Source organism: Flavobacterium sp. (genome assembly GCF_043779715.1).
Taxonomy (GTDB): domain Bacteria; phylum Bacteroidota; class Bacteroidia; order Flavobacteriales; family Flavobacteriaceae; genus Flavobacterium.
This window is the reverse complement of sequence record NZ_JAYWDT010000174.1, coordinates 1-16,007: the sequence shown is the minus strand read 5'-3', so window position 1 is coordinate 16,007 and position 16,007 is coordinate 1. Positions and strand designations below refer to the sequence as shown.

The window sequence follows — 16,007 nt, the reverse complement described above, 5'->3', positions numbered from 1 at the left end:
GAAAATGAGATTCGAAAAGTAGATGAAGACGAAAGTTCAGAGTTTATTGGGATTATCAATTATTCGATAATGGCATTAATACAACTAGATAAAGGAATTGCTCTGCAACCCGATTTAGATGTAAATGAAGCTGTAAAATTATACGATGAGAAAATTTCGATTACTAAAGATTTAATGGAAAACAAGAATCACGATTACGGTGAAGCTTGGCGAGATATGCGTGTGAGTTCCTTGACCGATTTGATTTTACAAAAAATTCTTCGAGTGAAACAAATTGAAGACAATAAAGGAAAAACATTGGTTTCTGAAGGAATTGATGCTAATTATCAAGACATGATAAATTATGCTGTTTTTGCTTTGATATTAATGGATTTCAAAAAATAACAACTCATTAACAAATACTAAAATCGATCGGTTTTATATTTGTAAAAAACATAAAAATGGAAAAAGTAAAAAGCTATTTACCTTGGGCAATTAGAATCATAATTTCGTTCTTATTTATCGTTTCGGCCATTGCTAAAATGTATCCATCGCCTTATTTTGCTATCTCAACATTCGAAGTAAAACAATTATATCCATTAGGATTTTCAGAGATTATTGCACCTTGGTTTTCTAGAATATTAATCGGAATCGAATTGGCTTTGGGAATTCTAATCCTTCAAAATAACTTTTTACGAAAATTAATTATTCCTGTAACCATTTTATTGTTAGCCGTTTTTGTTGGTCATTTGTCTTATGTAACTTTTGCCAGTGGCGGAAATTCTGGTAATTGTGGCTGTTTTGGCGAATTAATTCCAATGACACCAATTGAAGCCATTATAAAAAATATAATTGCCATTCTTTTATTGGTTTTCTTATTGTTTTTATTGCCAAAAACAGTTGTTAGTAAAAACAATTTTTGGATAGTTTCAGGCATAACATTAGCGACTATAATTTCGATATTTTTATTGGCGCCAATAAAAAAAATTACAAATGATTTTACAGTTACTCCAATAGAAAATGTTGTTTCTGATACAATTCCTACAGAAAATGTTACTCCAATTCTTAAAGATTCAGTTATTACTGCTGTAAAAGTTGATTCGGTAAAAAAAGAGCTCACAACAAAAATTGAAGAGGTAATTTCTACAACCGAACCTAAAAAAATTAAATCTGGTTATGCCAAATTATTTTCTAAAATAGATTCTGGTCGAAAAACACTTTGCTTTTTTGTTCCTGGTTGCGATCATTGTCGCACAGCCGCAAAAGAACTAACCGAATTGAAACAAAAAAATGCTAATTTTCCAGAAATATTAATCATTTTTATGAATGAAGAAGCCGATTTAATTCCAGCTTTTTTCAAAGAAACTGGAGCTGAATATCCGTATAAAATTATCGAAATCATTCCATTTTGGAATGCTTTAGGAACAGGAAAAGACACACCTGGCGTAAAATATCTTTGGAACGGAAATACCTACAAATATTATAACGGAATCACCGATAACAAATTTAATCCTATCGATTATCAAGAACTAATTAACAAACCGTTTTCTGAATTAAAAAAATAAATATTATCTAAATATGGAAAAATTAATCCTATTATTATCAGTTATAATGTTGAATATGTCTTGTTCAAATGCGCAACAAGTAGAATTCTCTAAAGAAGCTTTATCAAACAAATTGATAAATGCTGACGGAAGTGAAACCAACCTAAAAAAAATCCTAAAAAAGCACAAAGGCAAAACCGTAGTTATCGAAGTTTGGGCTTCTTGGTGTAGCGACTGTGTAAAAAATATGCCAAATATTAAAGAATTTCAAACAGCATATCCGAATACCGATTTTGTTTTTCTTTCTTGTGACAAAACACCTGAAGCTTGGGCAAAAGGCATCGAAAAACATGAACTAGTAGGCGAACATTACTTAATTCCAGAAGGAATGAAAGGCGCTTTTGCAAAATCTATCAATTTAGATTGGATTCCTAGATATATTATTATCGATAAAACAGGAAAAATAGCTTTATACAAAGCCATCGAAACCGATAAAGAGAAAGTAAATACCTTACTAAAAAGTCTAAACTAATGAGAGCAAAAATTGTAGCTGGAAACTGGAAAATGAATAAAAATTCGGAAGAAACCGAAGATTTAATCAACGAATTGATAGACAAATTACCAACAGATGGTGATACTAAAATAATTATTGCACCTACTTTTATAAACCTTGCTTCTGCTGTCGATCATACCGAATTTACTAATATTCGTGTCGCAGCACAAAATATGCACCAAGCGGAAAATGGCGCTTATACTGGCGAAATTTCAGCAGATATGCTAAAAAGCATTGGTGTAAATACTGTAATTCTTGGACATTCAGAACGCAGAGCAATTTTTCATGAAACCGATGCTATGATTTCGTTTAAAGTTGATACGGCTCTGAAACACGAGATGACAGTAATTTTTTGTTTCGGAGAAGAATTGAAAGACCGTCAAGACAAACAACATTTTAATATAGTAGAAAACCAATTGCGTGACGGATTATTTCATATCGACAAATTAGCTTGGACTAATATTATTTTGGCCTACGAACCCGTTTGGGCGATAGGAACTGGCGAAACTGCAAGTCCAGAGCAAGCACAGGAAATGCACGAATTTATTAGAGAAACTGTTCGTAAAGTTTTTGGTAGCGATATTGCCGAAGCTGTTTCAATCCTATATGGCGGAAGTGTAAAACCTGATAATGCAGCAGCTATTTTTTCAAAACCTGATATTGATGGTGGATTAATAGGCGGAGCAGCATTAAAAGCTGATGATTTTGTAGCGATTGTGAATGGTATATAATTAAAAAGAAACTCATTAGGAATTTTCCTAATGAGCTTCTAATCAAACATAAAACAAACAAAACTAAAATTTATAAGTTATTTTTCCTTTTATATAAACAGGTACTTCTTTATTAATATTTATTTTATTAAAATTAGTAATACTATTACCCGATAAATTATTAAAATTAAAATTAGGTTCATCTGCGTAAATATTAAAAAAATTTCGCATTGATAATCTAAAATATAACTTACTATAATTGTAGTTTATTTTAATATCCGATGACAAATAATCTGCTGCCGATTCTAAAAAACTATATTCTACTACATTTTTTACTTTTATATTATGATGATTCATCTTTATTTCTCTTGAATACTGAGAAAATCCTCTAATTGTGAAACTAAGTAATAAAAACATTAATACCTTTTTCATAATATTTTAAAACCTATAAGTAATTTTTCCTTTTAGATAAAATGGTGCGCCTGGTGTAAAATGTATTTCTTCAACACTTTGGGTTTCATTTTGTAATCTACTTTCGGTAGCAAACTGGGTTTCATTCCATTTTGTATTAAAAATATTTTCTGCCGAAATTCCAAAAGTCACATTTTTGTATTCATAATTTATATTTAAATCCGAGACCATATATCCTTTTGCTACAATCGAGTTGTCTTCATTGGCTGGCCGAGATTTTAGATATCGGTAATGAAATCCTCCAGAAAAATTTCTATATTTATTAACACTTAATCCTCCTGTTGCTGTAAAATCAGGTGCTAACGGTATATAATCTTGTCCTTTTGGCGAATCAATACTTCTGGCATAAGTATAATTTACATCAGTATCAAAGAACAAATAATTAGATAACTGATAACGCAAACCAAAATCGAAACCCATTCGTTTTGTTCTTCCAGAAATCTCGACTGTTGCAGCATCGCCAACATATACTAATTCTTCTTGCAGGTTTAGCATCCAAATAGCTGAATTGAGCAACAGTTTAGGAAATGGTTTCGCAATAATTCCTAAATCAGATCCAAAAGCAGTTGGCAAAATTTGTTTTCCAGCATTAGCAACCACAACTCTCGTGTCGTTAGAATGGAACCCAAAACCAGATTTTAAGTAAAACTGTAAATTATTATTTTGAGTAAAAATAAAATTTAGTTTTGGTGAAAATTTGGCTTTATTTTCGGTCTGCGGTTTATAATTTGTTGCCAATTTATCTTGGTAATCAAACTTAAAATAATCGAATCTTATAGCTGGATTTATCTTTAGTTTTCCGAAATCGAATTCAGTATTCAGGTAAGAAAAAATATTTGTTTCATCTATATCTCCTAATTTCAAATTATTCAAAGTTGTGTAACGTCCTACTGTATGTGATAATTCAGTATTTTTTGTAGCATCATTTCTGAAACCAAAACCCAATTGAAAATTAGAATTTTCTAGTTTCTTGTTCAATTCCGCATTTATTCCAAAAATATCTCTATTCTCTTTTTGACGTATTTGATCTCCATTTATTGGGTCATCTAAGAAGAATGTAAAATTAGAATACAACTCAAAATTATATTTTGAATAAAAAGCATTTGCTTTTATAAAAACATTTTCATCGACAGGTTTCGATAACGAAACATTCAAATTTGTTCTCAAAGTTTTTCCGCCTTCAGTATCATCAACAGCGCCAAATCTTGAAATTAATCCCGCATCAATTAACCGTTGTGGAATTTGTCCAGAAGCATCCCATTTACTTGTAAAATGAGAAGCATTGATAGAAAACTTACTATTATCAGCAAAAACAGAAATGTATTTTCCAAATAAATTAATACGTTTAAAATTCTGTGGTGAGTCGAACGCACCATCGGTCATGATATATTCTGTTGCTAAATAAGCATTCTGATTTTTTTGCTTTTCTAATAAATTAAAAAGTCCAACCGTTTTGAAAGTATTAAATTGTCCAGTTTCAACACTTATGATATTCTTATCTATTTTTTCTTTTGTTAAAAACGAAACATAACCCGCTGTAGCAAAATCTCCTTTATTGGCATAATAAGTTCCTTTTCCAAAATCTATTTTTTCGACTGTTTCCGGAATCACAAAATGCAAATCAGCATAACCTTGTCCGTGAGCGTGAGAAACCATGTTTACTGGCATTCCATCTACTGAAACGGCAATATCTGTTCCGTGATCGATATCAAAACCACGCAAAAACATTTGTTCTGCTTTTCCTCCACCAGCATGCTGACCAATGAATAATCCTGGTACTTTTCGCAATATTTCTTGCGAAGAATTTACTGGAGTAGTTTGCAAATCTATTTTAGAAATTACATTCATCGCATTTAGCTTTGACTGAATAACCACTTGATCCAGACTAAATGCATCGTCTTCTAAAACTATTGAAATTTCAGTTGAAGTAATTGTGTACTCTAATTTTTTAAATCCTAAAGCTGTAACAATTAATACATCTGAAACATTAGTTTTATCGATATTAAAATTTCCAAATTCATCCGTATGTGCGTGATATTTAGAATTTATATTCAATAAATAAGCATTTTCGACAGGATTCCCTAATGAATCTCTTACTATTCCTTTTTGCATTTGTGCAAAATTGGAAAATGTAATGAGCATAATTAGTAGTAAAAAAAATGATTTCATTACAAATTATTTATTTTTTGTTCAAAAACAGGGCCTAATTCATATATACTTGATTGCAATTCTTTTTTTATAGGTACTACTTTGCCTTCTAAATTGTTAGCTTTATAAATTGTTGCCAAATGATAATTTAATTCTGGCTCAAATGATTTATCTGCAACATATTTTTGAATTATTTCTAATGCTTTTTTCTTGTCGCCCAAATTGAAGTATGACCAAGCTAATAAATCATAAGAATCCGGAGTTGGACGATGTTCAACTTCAATTTTAGCAATTTCTAATGCTTTGTTTGCAGTAGTTTTATCTTCAGCATAAATTAAAGTATTGTATTTATTATACATTGCGCCATAATTATTGCTTGTTAGCATCTTGAAATAAGACATTAAATTTTGGTTTTCTGCAACCGTATTTTTTTCATACCCGGCAATTTCTGCTTTCAGCAAATAAAAATCTGGCGAATTGTGCTTTTTAGAAATTATATCAATAATTCGTTTTGCTTCGGTTGTGTTTTTTTCGTGAGAAAAAGTAATCCAAGCAATTCCTTTTAGCGCATAAGAATTATTAGGCTCTATCTCTAATGTTTTCAAATAATAATCATAAGAAGTTTTTATATTTCCTGCATGACCGTTTAAATCTCCAAGGTTAGATAATGTCCAAATTTTCAGAGCTTTATTGTCATTTTTAATCGCAACATCTTTGGCTTTTTCCATAAATGAAATAGCAGTTTTCAAATCCCCTAAATGATCATTCCATTTTGAAATTCTAATTAAATAATCGAAGTCTTTTGTGTCAGTTAAAGAGTTTAGATTTTTCTGAGCTTCAGTATAATTTCCTAATTCCATATTGACATCAAAAAGTAATTTCTGAGTTTCTTTCATCCCTTCTCCAATGGCCAAAGCTTTGTTTGCTAAGACTAAAGCTTCTTTAAATCGGTGTTGCGAAATATAATTTCTACCCAAAGAGCGAATTGTTCCTACTTGAGAATATCTGAAAGCTTGGTTCGATTTTAGCAATAATTCTTCCGTTTTATACAAATCATTAATATTTCCTGTTATTTCAAATAATTTCGAATAATTCGAAGCTATTTGAGATAAATAGGTAATTTGATTTGGAGTTGCGTCGAATTTTTTTTGCCAAAAATCTATCTCAGACTTTGCAAAATCTAATGATTTATTTTCTTTCATTTCCAGAAAGGCATTGTAATCTTTTGGATTGGTAACTTGATCTGATTTTTTTTCGCAACTTATCATTACTAAAGTGGCAAAAAACAGCATTAATAAATTAAATTTTTTCATTGCGTTTGTTTTTGTTTGTTATGCTTTTTATATTGATAAAATTAGAGCGTATAAAATTTATACGCTCTAATAATAATTATACTACCAAGCAGAAGCTAAGTAAGGAAATGAGGCAGAAAAGGTTTTGTCGTTTGCGCCAACATTATCTGAAGTAAGTCCCGCGTTTGAAGTTCCAGCTGGACCACCAAAAATAAGAAGTAATTCAGTATCAATTACATCATCGGCAAGAGCACGACCAGTTAGCACATTTGTACCATCAAAAAATGTGGTTGTTCCTGTTTTTTTAACACCTAAAACGTCAGTAGCTAACAATCCAGTAAAAGTTGCTGCATCTTGACCTAACGCATTGGTTGTATATCCAGAATTTAAAGCCAATAATCTTGACTGAAAAACTGATTGATAAGTTGCTCCCATACTAGAAGGCGTTGTTGTATTAAAGGCGTCTTTAGGGGATCCAGAAGCAATAAAAACAGTGTTTATTGCTGGTCTTGCCATTTGGTCTTTTTGTACATAAGTCCCTGAAAAATCAGTTGCTGGTTCAACAGGAGCTGAATCGTCGTCATTGTTACAACTTGTAAACATTGCTATTCCTAGAAATGACAAGGCTATAATTTTAAATTTATTTGTTTTCATCTTTATACTTTTATTAAAAATTAAATTATTGTTTTTCTTTAGTTTCTGCCCAAACATTGATAGTTGCAGAGGTCCCTAACATAGATTTTGGTACTTCTATAATAGTTGCTAAAACATTTGTTCCAGCAAAAGTATCAGTTCCAGGATTGTTAAATCCAGTTGCAGTTCCTGCAATAATGGCTTTAAATCGATTCAAATCGAAAAAGAATGGGTCATCTCTTGGTCCTGCAAAAAATTTCATTCCGTTTGAAGTTGAAGTAATTGGTGTTCCTCCATAAGTAGAAATATCTACACTTCCTGAAGCTCCAGCCGTTTTTACAGTACTTGATGTTCCTGTTGTTCCTGGAGCAATTGGTCCAAAAAAGTACATTTTACCACCTCTCTTAATTGCTTGAATAACTAGGTCTTCTACATTGTCACCTGTGTTGTCAATGTTAATTTCTGTCATAACATTTTCGTTGAACGCAGCTGTTGCTGATGCACCTGGACTTAATAATCCTTGCTCGTTTACTACAAACACCATATTGTTTGTGTCTTGCCCCTGAAAAGCATACACATCGGTAATATCATTTGCATTACCTGTTATTGCTGGAGCATCTGCGTGGTCAGCAGCAATTAAGATTAGACCCGAAATCGCAACAAACGATAGACCTAATAACATTTTTGTTTTTTTCATTGTTTTAAATTTTTAATGATTATAAATTGATTTACGGAGAATAGTTATTTATGGTTTTAAAAAAAGTAATATTTTTTCAAATTTAATTTTAACTTATTGATTATCAATTTTTTAAAATTAAATTATTTTTAAAATAAATTCAAACCAAGTAATTAATTATCATATTAAATAAAGTTTACATAGATTTGTGTTAACCAAAAAACAATTTTATGTCACAAGAAGAAGTTTTAGTATTAATAAAAGAAAAAGACAGTCGTGCTTATACCATATTATATGATATGTATTCTAAAAGTCTTTTTGCAGTGATTATCAATTTGGTCAAAGACCGAGAAGAATCTGAAGATGTATTACAAGACGTATTTGTAAAAATCTGGAAAAATATAGATTCTTATAATGAGAGCAAAGGTCGTTTTTATACTTGGGCACTTAATATTGCTCGAAATACAAGTATCGATAAAATGCGTTCCAAAAATTTTAACAACAGTAAAAAAAACCTATCGTCCGATAATTTCGTACATCTATTAGATGACAGTAACAAACTTACTAATAAGATTGATACTATTGGAATTCAAGAATTTGTAAAGAAGCTAAAGCCAAAGTGTATTGCCATAATAGATTTATTATTCTTTAAAGGTTACACACAGCAAGAAGCTTCCGAAGAATTGGAGATTCCATTAGGAACTGTAAAAACACAAAATAGAAATTGTATTAACGATTTAAGAAATTTTTTACACGTATAATTATGAATATAAAAGAATATATAGAATCCGGAATATTAGAACTCTATGTTTACGGTTTGCTCGACGAAACCCAAAACTTAGAAGTTGCTCAAATGGCAAAAGAACACAAAGAGATTGATGCTGAAATTGTTTCTATAGAAAAAGCAATTATTAATCTTTCGACTAGTTTTTCACCTTTTTTGTCGGTAGAAAATTTTGCTAAAATAAAATCTAAACTAGATATAAAACATACAAAAGTCATCGATTTAAAACCAAAAAATAATCGATTAAATTATATTGGTTGGGCAGCAGCGGCAGTATTCCTTTTAGGAATGAGCTACCAATACAACCAACAAATAGCTTTTGAAAATGATATTGTTACTCTTGAAAAAGAAAAAACAAAATTGAATGAGGTATTGGTTTCTACTGAAAACAAAAACAACCAAACTAAAGAAGCGTTAGCCGTAGTTCGGGATACCAAAAACACTGTGATAAGCCTTGCTGGACAAACTGTTGCTCCAACGGCATCGGCAAAAGTATATTGGAACAAAGAAACACAAGTCGTTTATGTAGATGCTTCGGGCTTACCAGAACCACCAGAAGGTATGGTTTATCAAGTTTGGTCGCTTAAACTAAAACCAGCACTAACACCTACAAGTATCGGATTATTGTCTGACTTTACTGCAAAAAACAATAAAATATTTGCTGTAAGTAATACTGGGAATGCGGAAGCTTTTGGAATTACATTAGAACCAACTGGCGGAAGCAAATCGCCTACTATGGAACAATTATATACTTTGGGAGCAGTTTAAAAACTCAATGTATTTATAAAAAAAGTAAAACCACTCAAATTGAGTGGTTTTTTTATCCTTATTTTTTTTTTATATACTTAATCAAAGCCAATACATAAAGTACTAAAGAAGCAAATAAACAACTTATTTCGAAAGCAAAGTTATCTTTCGCCGTACGTGCTAGAAGCATAAATACGGTTCCAAATATAAATAAATGCAACGGGTTTAAGCTTTTGTAATATTCAGTTAGTTTACTCATATCTTATTTAAAAAAAGAATCTACAAATTCGTATTTATTAAAAACCTGCAAATCGTTTATCCCTTCTCCTACTCCAATATATTTTACAGGAATCTGAAATTGGTCAGAAATCCCTATTACAACTCCACCTTTTGCCGTTCCATCTAGTTTTGTAACAGCGAGGCAAGTTACTTCGGTTGCTGCAGTAAATTGTTTGGCTTGTTCGAATGCATTTTGACCGGTAGAACCATCAAGAACCAACATCACATCGTGTGGTGCGTCTGGAATTACTTTTTCCATAACACGTTTTATCTTCGTGAGTTCGTTCATTAAACCAACTTTATTATGCAAACGACCAGCAGTATCTATAATGACAACATCTGCATTTTGCGCTACGGCACTTTGCAAAGTATCGAAAGCAACAGATGCTGGATCACTTCCCATTTGCTGTTTTACGATAGGAACTCCTACTCTATCAGCCCAAATTTGCAATTGATCGATGGCGGCAGCTCTAAAAGTATCGCCAGCACCAAGAACTACACTGTAACCTGATTTTTTGAACTGGTTGGCTAGTTTCCCAATGGTTGTTGTTTTTCCTACTCCGTTTACGCCAACTACCATGATTACATATGGTTTTTTTTCTTTTGGAATTTCAAATTCAGATGCTTCTCCAGAATTGGTTTCGGATAAAAGTCCTGCTATTTCTTCACGAAGTATTTTGTTGAGTTCGTCAGTTCCTAGATATTTATCGTTAGAAACACGAGCCTCGATTCGTTGGATTATTTTTAAGGTTGTGTTTACTCCTACATCTGATGAAACTAGAATTTCTTCTAAATTATCTAGAACATCATCATCGACTTTAGATTTTCCGGCTACAGCTTTTGTTAGTTTTGATAAAAAAGAGGTGCTCGATTTTTCTAGTCCTTTGTCTAGGTCTTCTTTTTTTTCGGAGGAGAATATTTTTTTAAAAAAATTCATTTGGTTTGGTTTTTTTATATAATTAGATTTTTAGATAATTAGGCTAAAAACCTAAAATTTAATAGAAGCCTACAATTGTCGTATAGCCTTGATGGAAGCGGTATCCTTTTTCTTGCTTCTTTAGCAAGGAAAAGATTTAGCGAACAGCAGGAAAATGGTTTAATAAATTCGAAAATGTTTTGCTTCTAAAAAAATTTACGTACAAATATAAAATAAAAAAGCTACTTCCGAAAGAAAGTAGCTTTAGTATATTGTTATGTTAGATTATTTCTTTTTTAAGAATGTATCTACTTCTTCTGGTGTCATAATTGCTTCAACAAAAGTGTAAGCTCCAGTTGTTGGAGATTTTACCATTTTGATTGCTTTAGATAATCTCTTAGAAGCTGTTTGTAAAGTTGCTACGGTTTTCTTTGCCATGACTTATAATGTGTTATTTGAAACTTTAAAAAAAGTTTCTAATTATTTAATTTCTTTATGAACAGTTACTCTTTTCAATACTGGATTGAATTTTTTGATCTCCAAACGATCTGGAGTGTTCTTTTTGTTTTTAGTTGTAATGTAACGTGAAGTTCCAGCTACGCCAGAAGCTTTGTGCTCAGTACATTCTAAAATTACTTGTATTCTATTACCTTTCTTTGCCATCTTGCTATATAGTTTTTAGGACCGGATTATTTTATAAATCCTTCTGACTGCGCTTTTTTCAAAACTGCAGAAATTCCGTTTTTGTTAATCGTTTTGATTGTAGAAGCTGCTACTCTTAGAGTAATCCATCTGTCTTCTTCAGGAAGGTAAAAACGCTTTTTAATCAAGTTCACAGAGAATTTTCTCTTTGTCTTGTTCATTGCGTGAGAAACGTTATTTCCTACCATCGCTCTTTTACCAGTAAGGTCACAAATTCTTGACATTATATTATCTTTTATCGTTATTCAAAATTCAGAGTGCAAAAGAACGAAAAATAAATGGTTGTAGCAAATTATTTTTAGTAGTTTTTTAAAATTTCTTTATAAATTATTTCTAAAGCTTTATTTATGGTTCTATCTATCACTTTATCACGTGGTTGACCAAAATTAAATTTTTCAGAAAAAACTCCTTTTGGAGTGGCAATTGCGATAAAAACGGTTCCAACTTCTGCATTTGCATCTCCTTTATTGGGTCCAGCATTTCCGGTTGTGGCAATTGCAAAATCTGTTTTAAACATTTTTTGAGATTGCAAAGCCATAGCTTCGGCAACTTGTTTACTTACTACCGAAAATTCATTAATAACTTCTTGCGAAATACCTAAAACATCCACTTTTGTTTCGGTTGCATAACTTACAATACTTCCTTTGAAATAATTTGAAGAGCCTGAAAATGATGTTAATACCGAAGCAATTTTCCCGCCCGTACAACTTTCCGCGGTAGAAATGGTTAGTTTTTTTTGGGTTAACAATTTTCCTAAAACAACTTCGATAGTTTCATCTTCTTCGAAACCAACAATACAATCGGAAATGATTAATTGTAATTTTTCTACTTGTGTCTTAATTTCGGTTTGCAGTAATATTTCATCTGTTCCTCGAGCAGACAATCTTAATCTTACTCGTCCTGGATTTGGTAAATAGGCCAATTTGATAAATTCAGGCAAATTATCCTCCCAAATTTCTATTCTTTCGGCCAGTAAACTTTCGCCAACACCATAAGTTAAAATGGTTTTGTGGATGATAAACGGTCGTTCGTATTTTGCTATTAATTTAGGAATTACCTCGTTCTCCATCAAATATTTCATCTCATACGGAACACCTGGCAAGGATATAAAAACGGTATTTTCCTTTTGCAACCACATTCCTGGAGCTGTTCCTACTTGATTAAAAAGTACTTCGCATTTAGAAGGAACAAGTGCTTGGTCTTTGTTTAATTGCGTTATTGGTCGTTTGAAATAGTCTTCTATAAGTTTTGTAACGTGAACTAACACTTTTTCGCTTATTCTTAATTCATCGTCAAAATATTCGCATAAGGTTTTCTTGGTAATATCATCTTTTGTTGGCCCTAAACCACCGGTTATAATGACAACATCGACGTTGTTTTGTAATGACGAAAGTGTTTTTAGAATATGCTGTTTATCATCAGTTATCGAAAGCATTTCGTGTACACCAATTCCTATTTTATCTAAAAATTTGGCTATTACGCCCGAATTTGTGTCAATAATTTGTCCAATGAGGATTTCGTCGCCAACGGTTACTATGATTGCTTTCATGTCTTTTTTTTAGGCGCTAAGGTTCTGAGATAATAAGGCGCTAAGTTTACAAACTAAAATCTTTTTTAATCTCAGCTAAAGCCAAATCGATGCGACCTGACATGCTCTTGTATATTTCTTTAATTTCTTTTTTCTTGCCTTTGTCTTTTGTCCATTGTTCTATTTGCAAGATTTCTTCGTAGGCTGCTTCCATCCCTAACAAATCGAGTGTAGGCTTCACTTTATGAGCATAACCATATGCATGGGAATGATCCTTAGAGTTTATTCCTACTTTAATTTGTTCAACATCCGACGGAACTTCTTCTATAAATAAATTGATTATTTGAAGTACAAAATCCTTATCATCGTCAGAAATTGCATAAACTTTTGCTAAATTATAATGTATTGCCATCCTTTATTTTACTTGAATTCTAAATAATTTATTCTTTTCTAAAAAGCCCTCTAAAACATCATTAGGATTTACTTTTGCAACTCCTGCAGGCGTTCCAGTAAAAATAATATCACCAATTTTTAAGGTAAAATATTGTGAAACATAAGCGATTAATTCGTCTATTTTCCACAACATCATATTTGTATTTCCTTTTTGAACGGTTTTTCCATTATTGGTTAATTCAAATGTAAGATTTTCTAGCGAATTGAAAATTTTTATCGATATAAAGTCACCTATAACCGCCGAACCGTCAAAAGCCTTTGCTTTTTCCCAAGGCAAACCTTTATCTTTTAGTTTTTGTTGCAAATCACGAGCTGTAAAATCGATTCCAACGCTAATTTCGTCATAATATTTATGTGCAAACTTTGCATCGATATATTTTCCAACTTTATTTATACGTACAATGATTTCTATTTCGTGGTGAATATCATCAGAAAATTCAGGAATTACAAACGGATGTTGTTTGAGTAATACTGCCGAATCTGGCTTTAAAAAAACGACTGGTTCTGTTGGACGTTCGTTTTGCAATTCAGCTATATGTTCGGTATAATTTCTACCTATGCAGATTATTTTCATTTCTTAAAATTGAAAAATTTAATGATTCAAAAATTGAAAGATTAAATTATTTAGTATTTAGTTTTCGAAGTTTAATTGCTGTTAAAACCTTCTTGGTATATAATGGAAAATCAGCATTTTGAATCCAACTGAAATAACCTGGTTCGGTTTCTAACACTTTATCAACTTTTACTCCTTTGTGTTTTCCAAAGGTAAAAATTTCTTCATTATCCTTATCGAAAGCTATCATTCCAGCAAAATCAGCGATTTTTTTTCTGGTTGTAAATTCTGAAAGCGATTTCATATCATTTTCTAGTTCAGGATAACGATCTAGTTGTGCTTTTAAGATTTCGTAAGTTGCCATAGTGTCAGCTTCGGCTGAGTGTGCATTTTCTAATGGTTTTCCTGTATAAAATTTTAAAGCAGCGCTTAATGTACGCTCTTCCATTTTATGAAAAACAGTTTGCACATCGACAGAAACTCTTCCTTTCATATCAAAATCGACACCAGCACGAAGTAATTCTTCTGCCAATAACGGAATATCAAATCTATCCGAATTGAATCCTGCTAAATCTGAATCTTTTATCATATTATAAACTTGCGAAGCCAATTCGTTGAAAATTGGTTCGTTTGCTACTTTTTCGTCTGTTATTCCGTGAACTGCCGTAGTTTGCGCGGGAATTGGAATCGTTGGATTTACCAACCATGTTTTACTTTCTTTATTTCCGTTTGGAAAAACTTTAAATATTGATATTTCTACAATTCTGTCTTTCCCTATATCTATTCCTGTGGTTTCAAGATCGAAAAAGCAGATTGGGCGGGTTAATTTGAGTTCCATTTAGTTTGTTTGTATTATTACAAATGTAAAAGTTTAAACACATATTTCACAGATTTATTTTATAATTTTTTTGACTCTGAATAATACTAATATAAAGGATTTACATGGATTAAAAAAATATAAAACTTAGACACAAAAGTTTCTGACTAGCCCTGACAGCAGCGGCATCCTTTTGCTTTTTCTTTTAAAAAGCAAAAGATATAGCGTATGGCAGGATTGGCTCCTAAAAAAAAGCGACTCAAAATTTGAATCGCTTAATTATATTGTTACTTATTTTTAAAAATCTCTGTTCACATCGAATGCTTCAAGATAGTCTGCAACGCGTTTTACAAAGCTTCCTCCTAATGCGCCATCTACAACTCGGTGGTCATAACTGTGAGAAAGGAACATTTTTTGACGAATTCCTATGAAATCTCCTTCTGGAGTTTCGATAACTGCTGGTACTTTACGAATGGCTCCAAGAGCTAAAATCCCTACTTGTGGCTGGTTGATAATTGGCGTTCCGAAAACCGAACCAAAAGTTCCCACATTTGTTACTGTATAAGTTCCGCCTTGTGTGTCGTCTGGTTTTAATTTTCCTGCTTTTGCACGATTTCCTAAATCGTTAACCGCTTTTGCCATTCCAACTAAATTTAGTTGGTCAGCATTTTTTATAACTGGAACGATTAAGTTTCCGTTTGGTAAGGCAGCCGCCATTCCTAAGTTTATGTTTTTCTTTTTGATAATATAATCACCATCAACCGAAATATTCATTCCTGGGAAATCTTTTAAGGCTTTTGCAACCGCTTCCATCATAATTGGTGTGAAAGTTAGTTTCTCACCTTCACGTTTTTCGAAAGCATCTTTAACTTTATTTCTCCATTTTACAATATTCGTCACATCGACTTCGATAAATGATTGTACGTGTGCCGATGTTTGTACTGATGCTACCATGTAACCAGAAATTAGCTTACGCATTCTGTCCATTTCAACTATTTCGTCGCCCCCATTTACAGAAACTGGTGCTGTTTTTTGTGCTACTGGAGCCACATTTTGAGTCGCTACAACTGGCGCAGAAACTGCAACTGGCTGATTTCCTCTATTTTTTATGTAATTTAAAAGGTCTTCTTTAGTAATTCTTCCATCTTTTCCTGAACCCGAAATACTTTCTAATTCAGCTACAGAAACACCTTCTTCTTTAGCGATGTTTTTCACTAATGGA

20 protein-coding genes are annotated in these 16,007 nt (G+C 32.0%); 6 read left to right on the top strand and 14 right to left on the bottom strand.

The window, feature by feature from the left end; genetic code table 11:
* The 4 genes from ACH2BG_RS08425 to tpiA all read left to right on the top strand — a co-directional run.
* The coding region (locus ACH2BG_RS08425) for a nucleotide modification associated domain-containing protein (RefSeq protein WP_395047253.1) at positions 1-384 on the top strand (384 nt) is incomplete at its 5' end.
* Positions 385-440: 56 nt separating this feature from the next.
* Entirely contained in the window at positions 441-1,544 is a 1,104-nt protein-coding gene (locus ACH2BG_RS08420) for a MauE/DoxX family redox-associated membrane protein (protein ID WP_395047252.1), read from the top strand.
* 13 nt (positions 1,545-1,557) lie between these two features.
* Positions 1,558-2,055 carry a TlpA family protein disulfide reductase gene (locus tag ACH2BG_RS08415; protein WP_395047251.1) on the top strand — a complete coding sequence of 166 codons (498 nt, stop codon included), beginning with the start codon at positions 1,558-1,560 and terminating at the stop codon, positions 2,053-2,055.
* Positions 2,055-2,807, top strand: coding sequence for a triose-phosphate isomerase (tpiA, locus tag ACH2BG_RS08410; RefSeq protein ID WP_395047250.1), 753 nt, complete (start codon positions 2,055-2,057; stop codon positions 2,805-2,807). The genes ACH2BG_RS08415 and tpiA overlap by 1 nt, the downstream gene beginning before the upstream one ends.
* 63 nt (positions 2,808-2,870) lie before the next feature.
* On the opposite strand, the gene ACH2BG_RS08405 is transcribed toward tpiA, so the two are convergent.
* The 5 genes from ACH2BG_RS08405 to ACH2BG_RS08385 all read right to left on the bottom strand — a co-directional run bounded on the left by ACH2BG_RS08405 (position 2,871) and on the right by ACH2BG_RS08385 (position 8,027).
* Positions 2,871-3,218 carry a hypothetical protein gene (locus tag ACH2BG_RS08405; protein WP_395047249.1) on the bottom strand — a complete coding sequence of 116 codons (348 nt, stop codon included), beginning with the start codon at positions 3,216-3,218 and terminating at the stop codon, positions 2,871-2,873.
* Between the two features lie 6 nt (positions 3,219-3,224).
* Positions 3,225-5,426 (bottom strand): TonB-dependent receptor, encoded by a 2,202-nt coding sequence (locus ACH2BG_RS08400; protein ID WP_395047248.1) that lies wholly within the window; start codon positions 5,424-5,426, stop codon positions 3,225-3,227.
* Positions 5,426-6,718, bottom strand: coding sequence for a hypothetical protein (locus ACH2BG_RS08395; protein ID WP_395047247.1), 1,293 nt, complete (start codon positions 6,716-6,718; stop codon positions 5,426-5,428). The genes ACH2BG_RS08400 and ACH2BG_RS08395 overlap by 1 nt, the downstream gene beginning before the upstream one ends.
* A gap of 81 nt (positions 6,719-6,799) precedes the next feature.
* Positions 6,800-7,351, bottom strand: coding sequence for a DUF4331 family protein (locus ACH2BG_RS08390; RefSeq protein ID WP_395047246.1), 552 nt, complete (start codon positions 7,349-7,351; stop codon positions 6,800-6,802).
* Positions 7,352-7,376: 25 nt separating this feature from the next.
* Positions 7,377-8,027 carry a DUF4331 family protein gene (locus tag ACH2BG_RS08385; RefSeq protein WP_395047245.1) on the bottom strand — a complete coding sequence of 217 codons (651 nt, stop codon included), beginning with the start codon at positions 8,025-8,027 and terminating at the stop codon, positions 7,377-7,379.
* Between the two features lie 209 nt (positions 8,028-8,236).
* Between ACH2BG_RS08385 and ACH2BG_RS08380 the strand changes: the two genes are divergently transcribed.
* Positions 8,237-8,767 carry an RNA polymerase sigma factor gene (locus tag ACH2BG_RS08380; RefSeq protein ID WP_395047244.1) on the top strand — a complete coding sequence of 177 codons (531 nt, stop codon included), beginning with the start codon at positions 8,237-8,239 and terminating at the stop codon, positions 8,765-8,767.
* 2 nt (positions 8,768-8,769) lie between these two features.
* Positions 8,770-9,558 carry an anti-sigma factor domain-containing protein gene (locus ACH2BG_RS08375; RefSeq protein WP_395047243.1) on the top strand — a complete coding sequence of 263 codons (789 nt, stop codon included), beginning with the start codon at positions 8,770-8,772 and terminating at the stop codon, positions 9,556-9,558.
* Positions 9,559-9,799: 241 nt separating this feature from the next.
* Here ACH2BG_RS08375 and ftsY read toward each other — a convergent pair whose 3' ends face one another.
* The 9 genes from ftsY to ACH2BG_RS08330 form a co-directional block, all read right to left on the bottom strand.
* The gene (gene ftsY / locus ACH2BG_RS08370; protein WP_395047242.1) at positions 9,800-10,753 is read right to left on the bottom strand and encodes a signal recognition particle-docking protein FtsY; all 954 of its coding nucleotides are present in this window, start codon (positions 10,751-10,753) and stop codon (positions 9,800-9,802) included.
* Positions 10,754-11,017: 264 nt separating this feature from the next.
* The gene (locus ACH2BG_RS08365) at positions 11,018-11,170 is read right to left on the bottom strand and encodes a DUF4295 domain-containing protein (protein ID WP_091472961.1); all 153 of its coding nucleotides are present in this window, start codon (positions 11,168-11,170) and stop codon (positions 11,018-11,020) included.
* A gap of 42 nt (positions 11,171-11,212) precedes the next feature.
* Positions 11,213-11,395, bottom strand: coding sequence for a 50S ribosomal protein L33 (rpmG, locus tag ACH2BG_RS08360; protein ID WP_011963553.1), 183 nt, complete (start codon positions 11,393-11,395; stop codon positions 11,213-11,215).
* Between the two features lie 26 nt (positions 11,396-11,421).
* Positions 11,422-11,658, bottom strand: a complete 237-nt coding sequence (gene rpmB, locus ACH2BG_RS08355; protein WP_091472963.1) for a 50S ribosomal protein L28 — start codon at positions 11,656-11,658, stop codon at positions 11,422-11,424.
* Between the two features lie 74 nt (positions 11,659-11,732).
* On the bottom strand, positions 11,733-12,983 hold the full coding sequence (locus ACH2BG_RS08350; protein WP_395047241.1) for a CinA family nicotinamide mononucleotide deamidase-related protein: 1,251 nt from the start codon (positions 12,981-12,983) through the stop codon (positions 11,733-11,735).
* A gap of 46 nt (positions 12,984-13,029) precedes the next feature.
* On the bottom strand, positions 13,030-13,374 hold the full coding sequence (locus tag ACH2BG_RS08345; protein ID WP_395047240.1) for a histidine kinase: 345 nt from the start codon (positions 13,372-13,374) through the stop codon (positions 13,030-13,032).
* Between the two features lie 3 nt (positions 13,375-13,377).
* Complete coding sequence (locus tag ACH2BG_RS08340) at positions 13,378-13,989, bottom strand: fumarylacetoacetate hydrolase family protein (protein WP_395047239.1); 612 nt, start codon at positions 13,987-13,989, stop codon at positions 13,378-13,380.
* Positions 13,990-14,035: 46 nt separating this feature from the next.
* A complete protein-coding gene (locus tag ACH2BG_RS08335; protein WP_395047238.1) occupies positions 14,036-14,806 on the bottom strand; it encodes an exonuclease domain-containing protein in 771 nt (256 codons plus the stop codon).
* 276 nt (positions 14,807-15,082) lie between these two features.
* Positions 15,083-16,007, bottom strand: a 925-nt coding sequence (locus ACH2BG_RS08330) for a dihydrolipoamide acetyltransferase family protein (RefSeq protein ID WP_395047237.1), incomplete at its 5' end; no start/stop codon positions are given.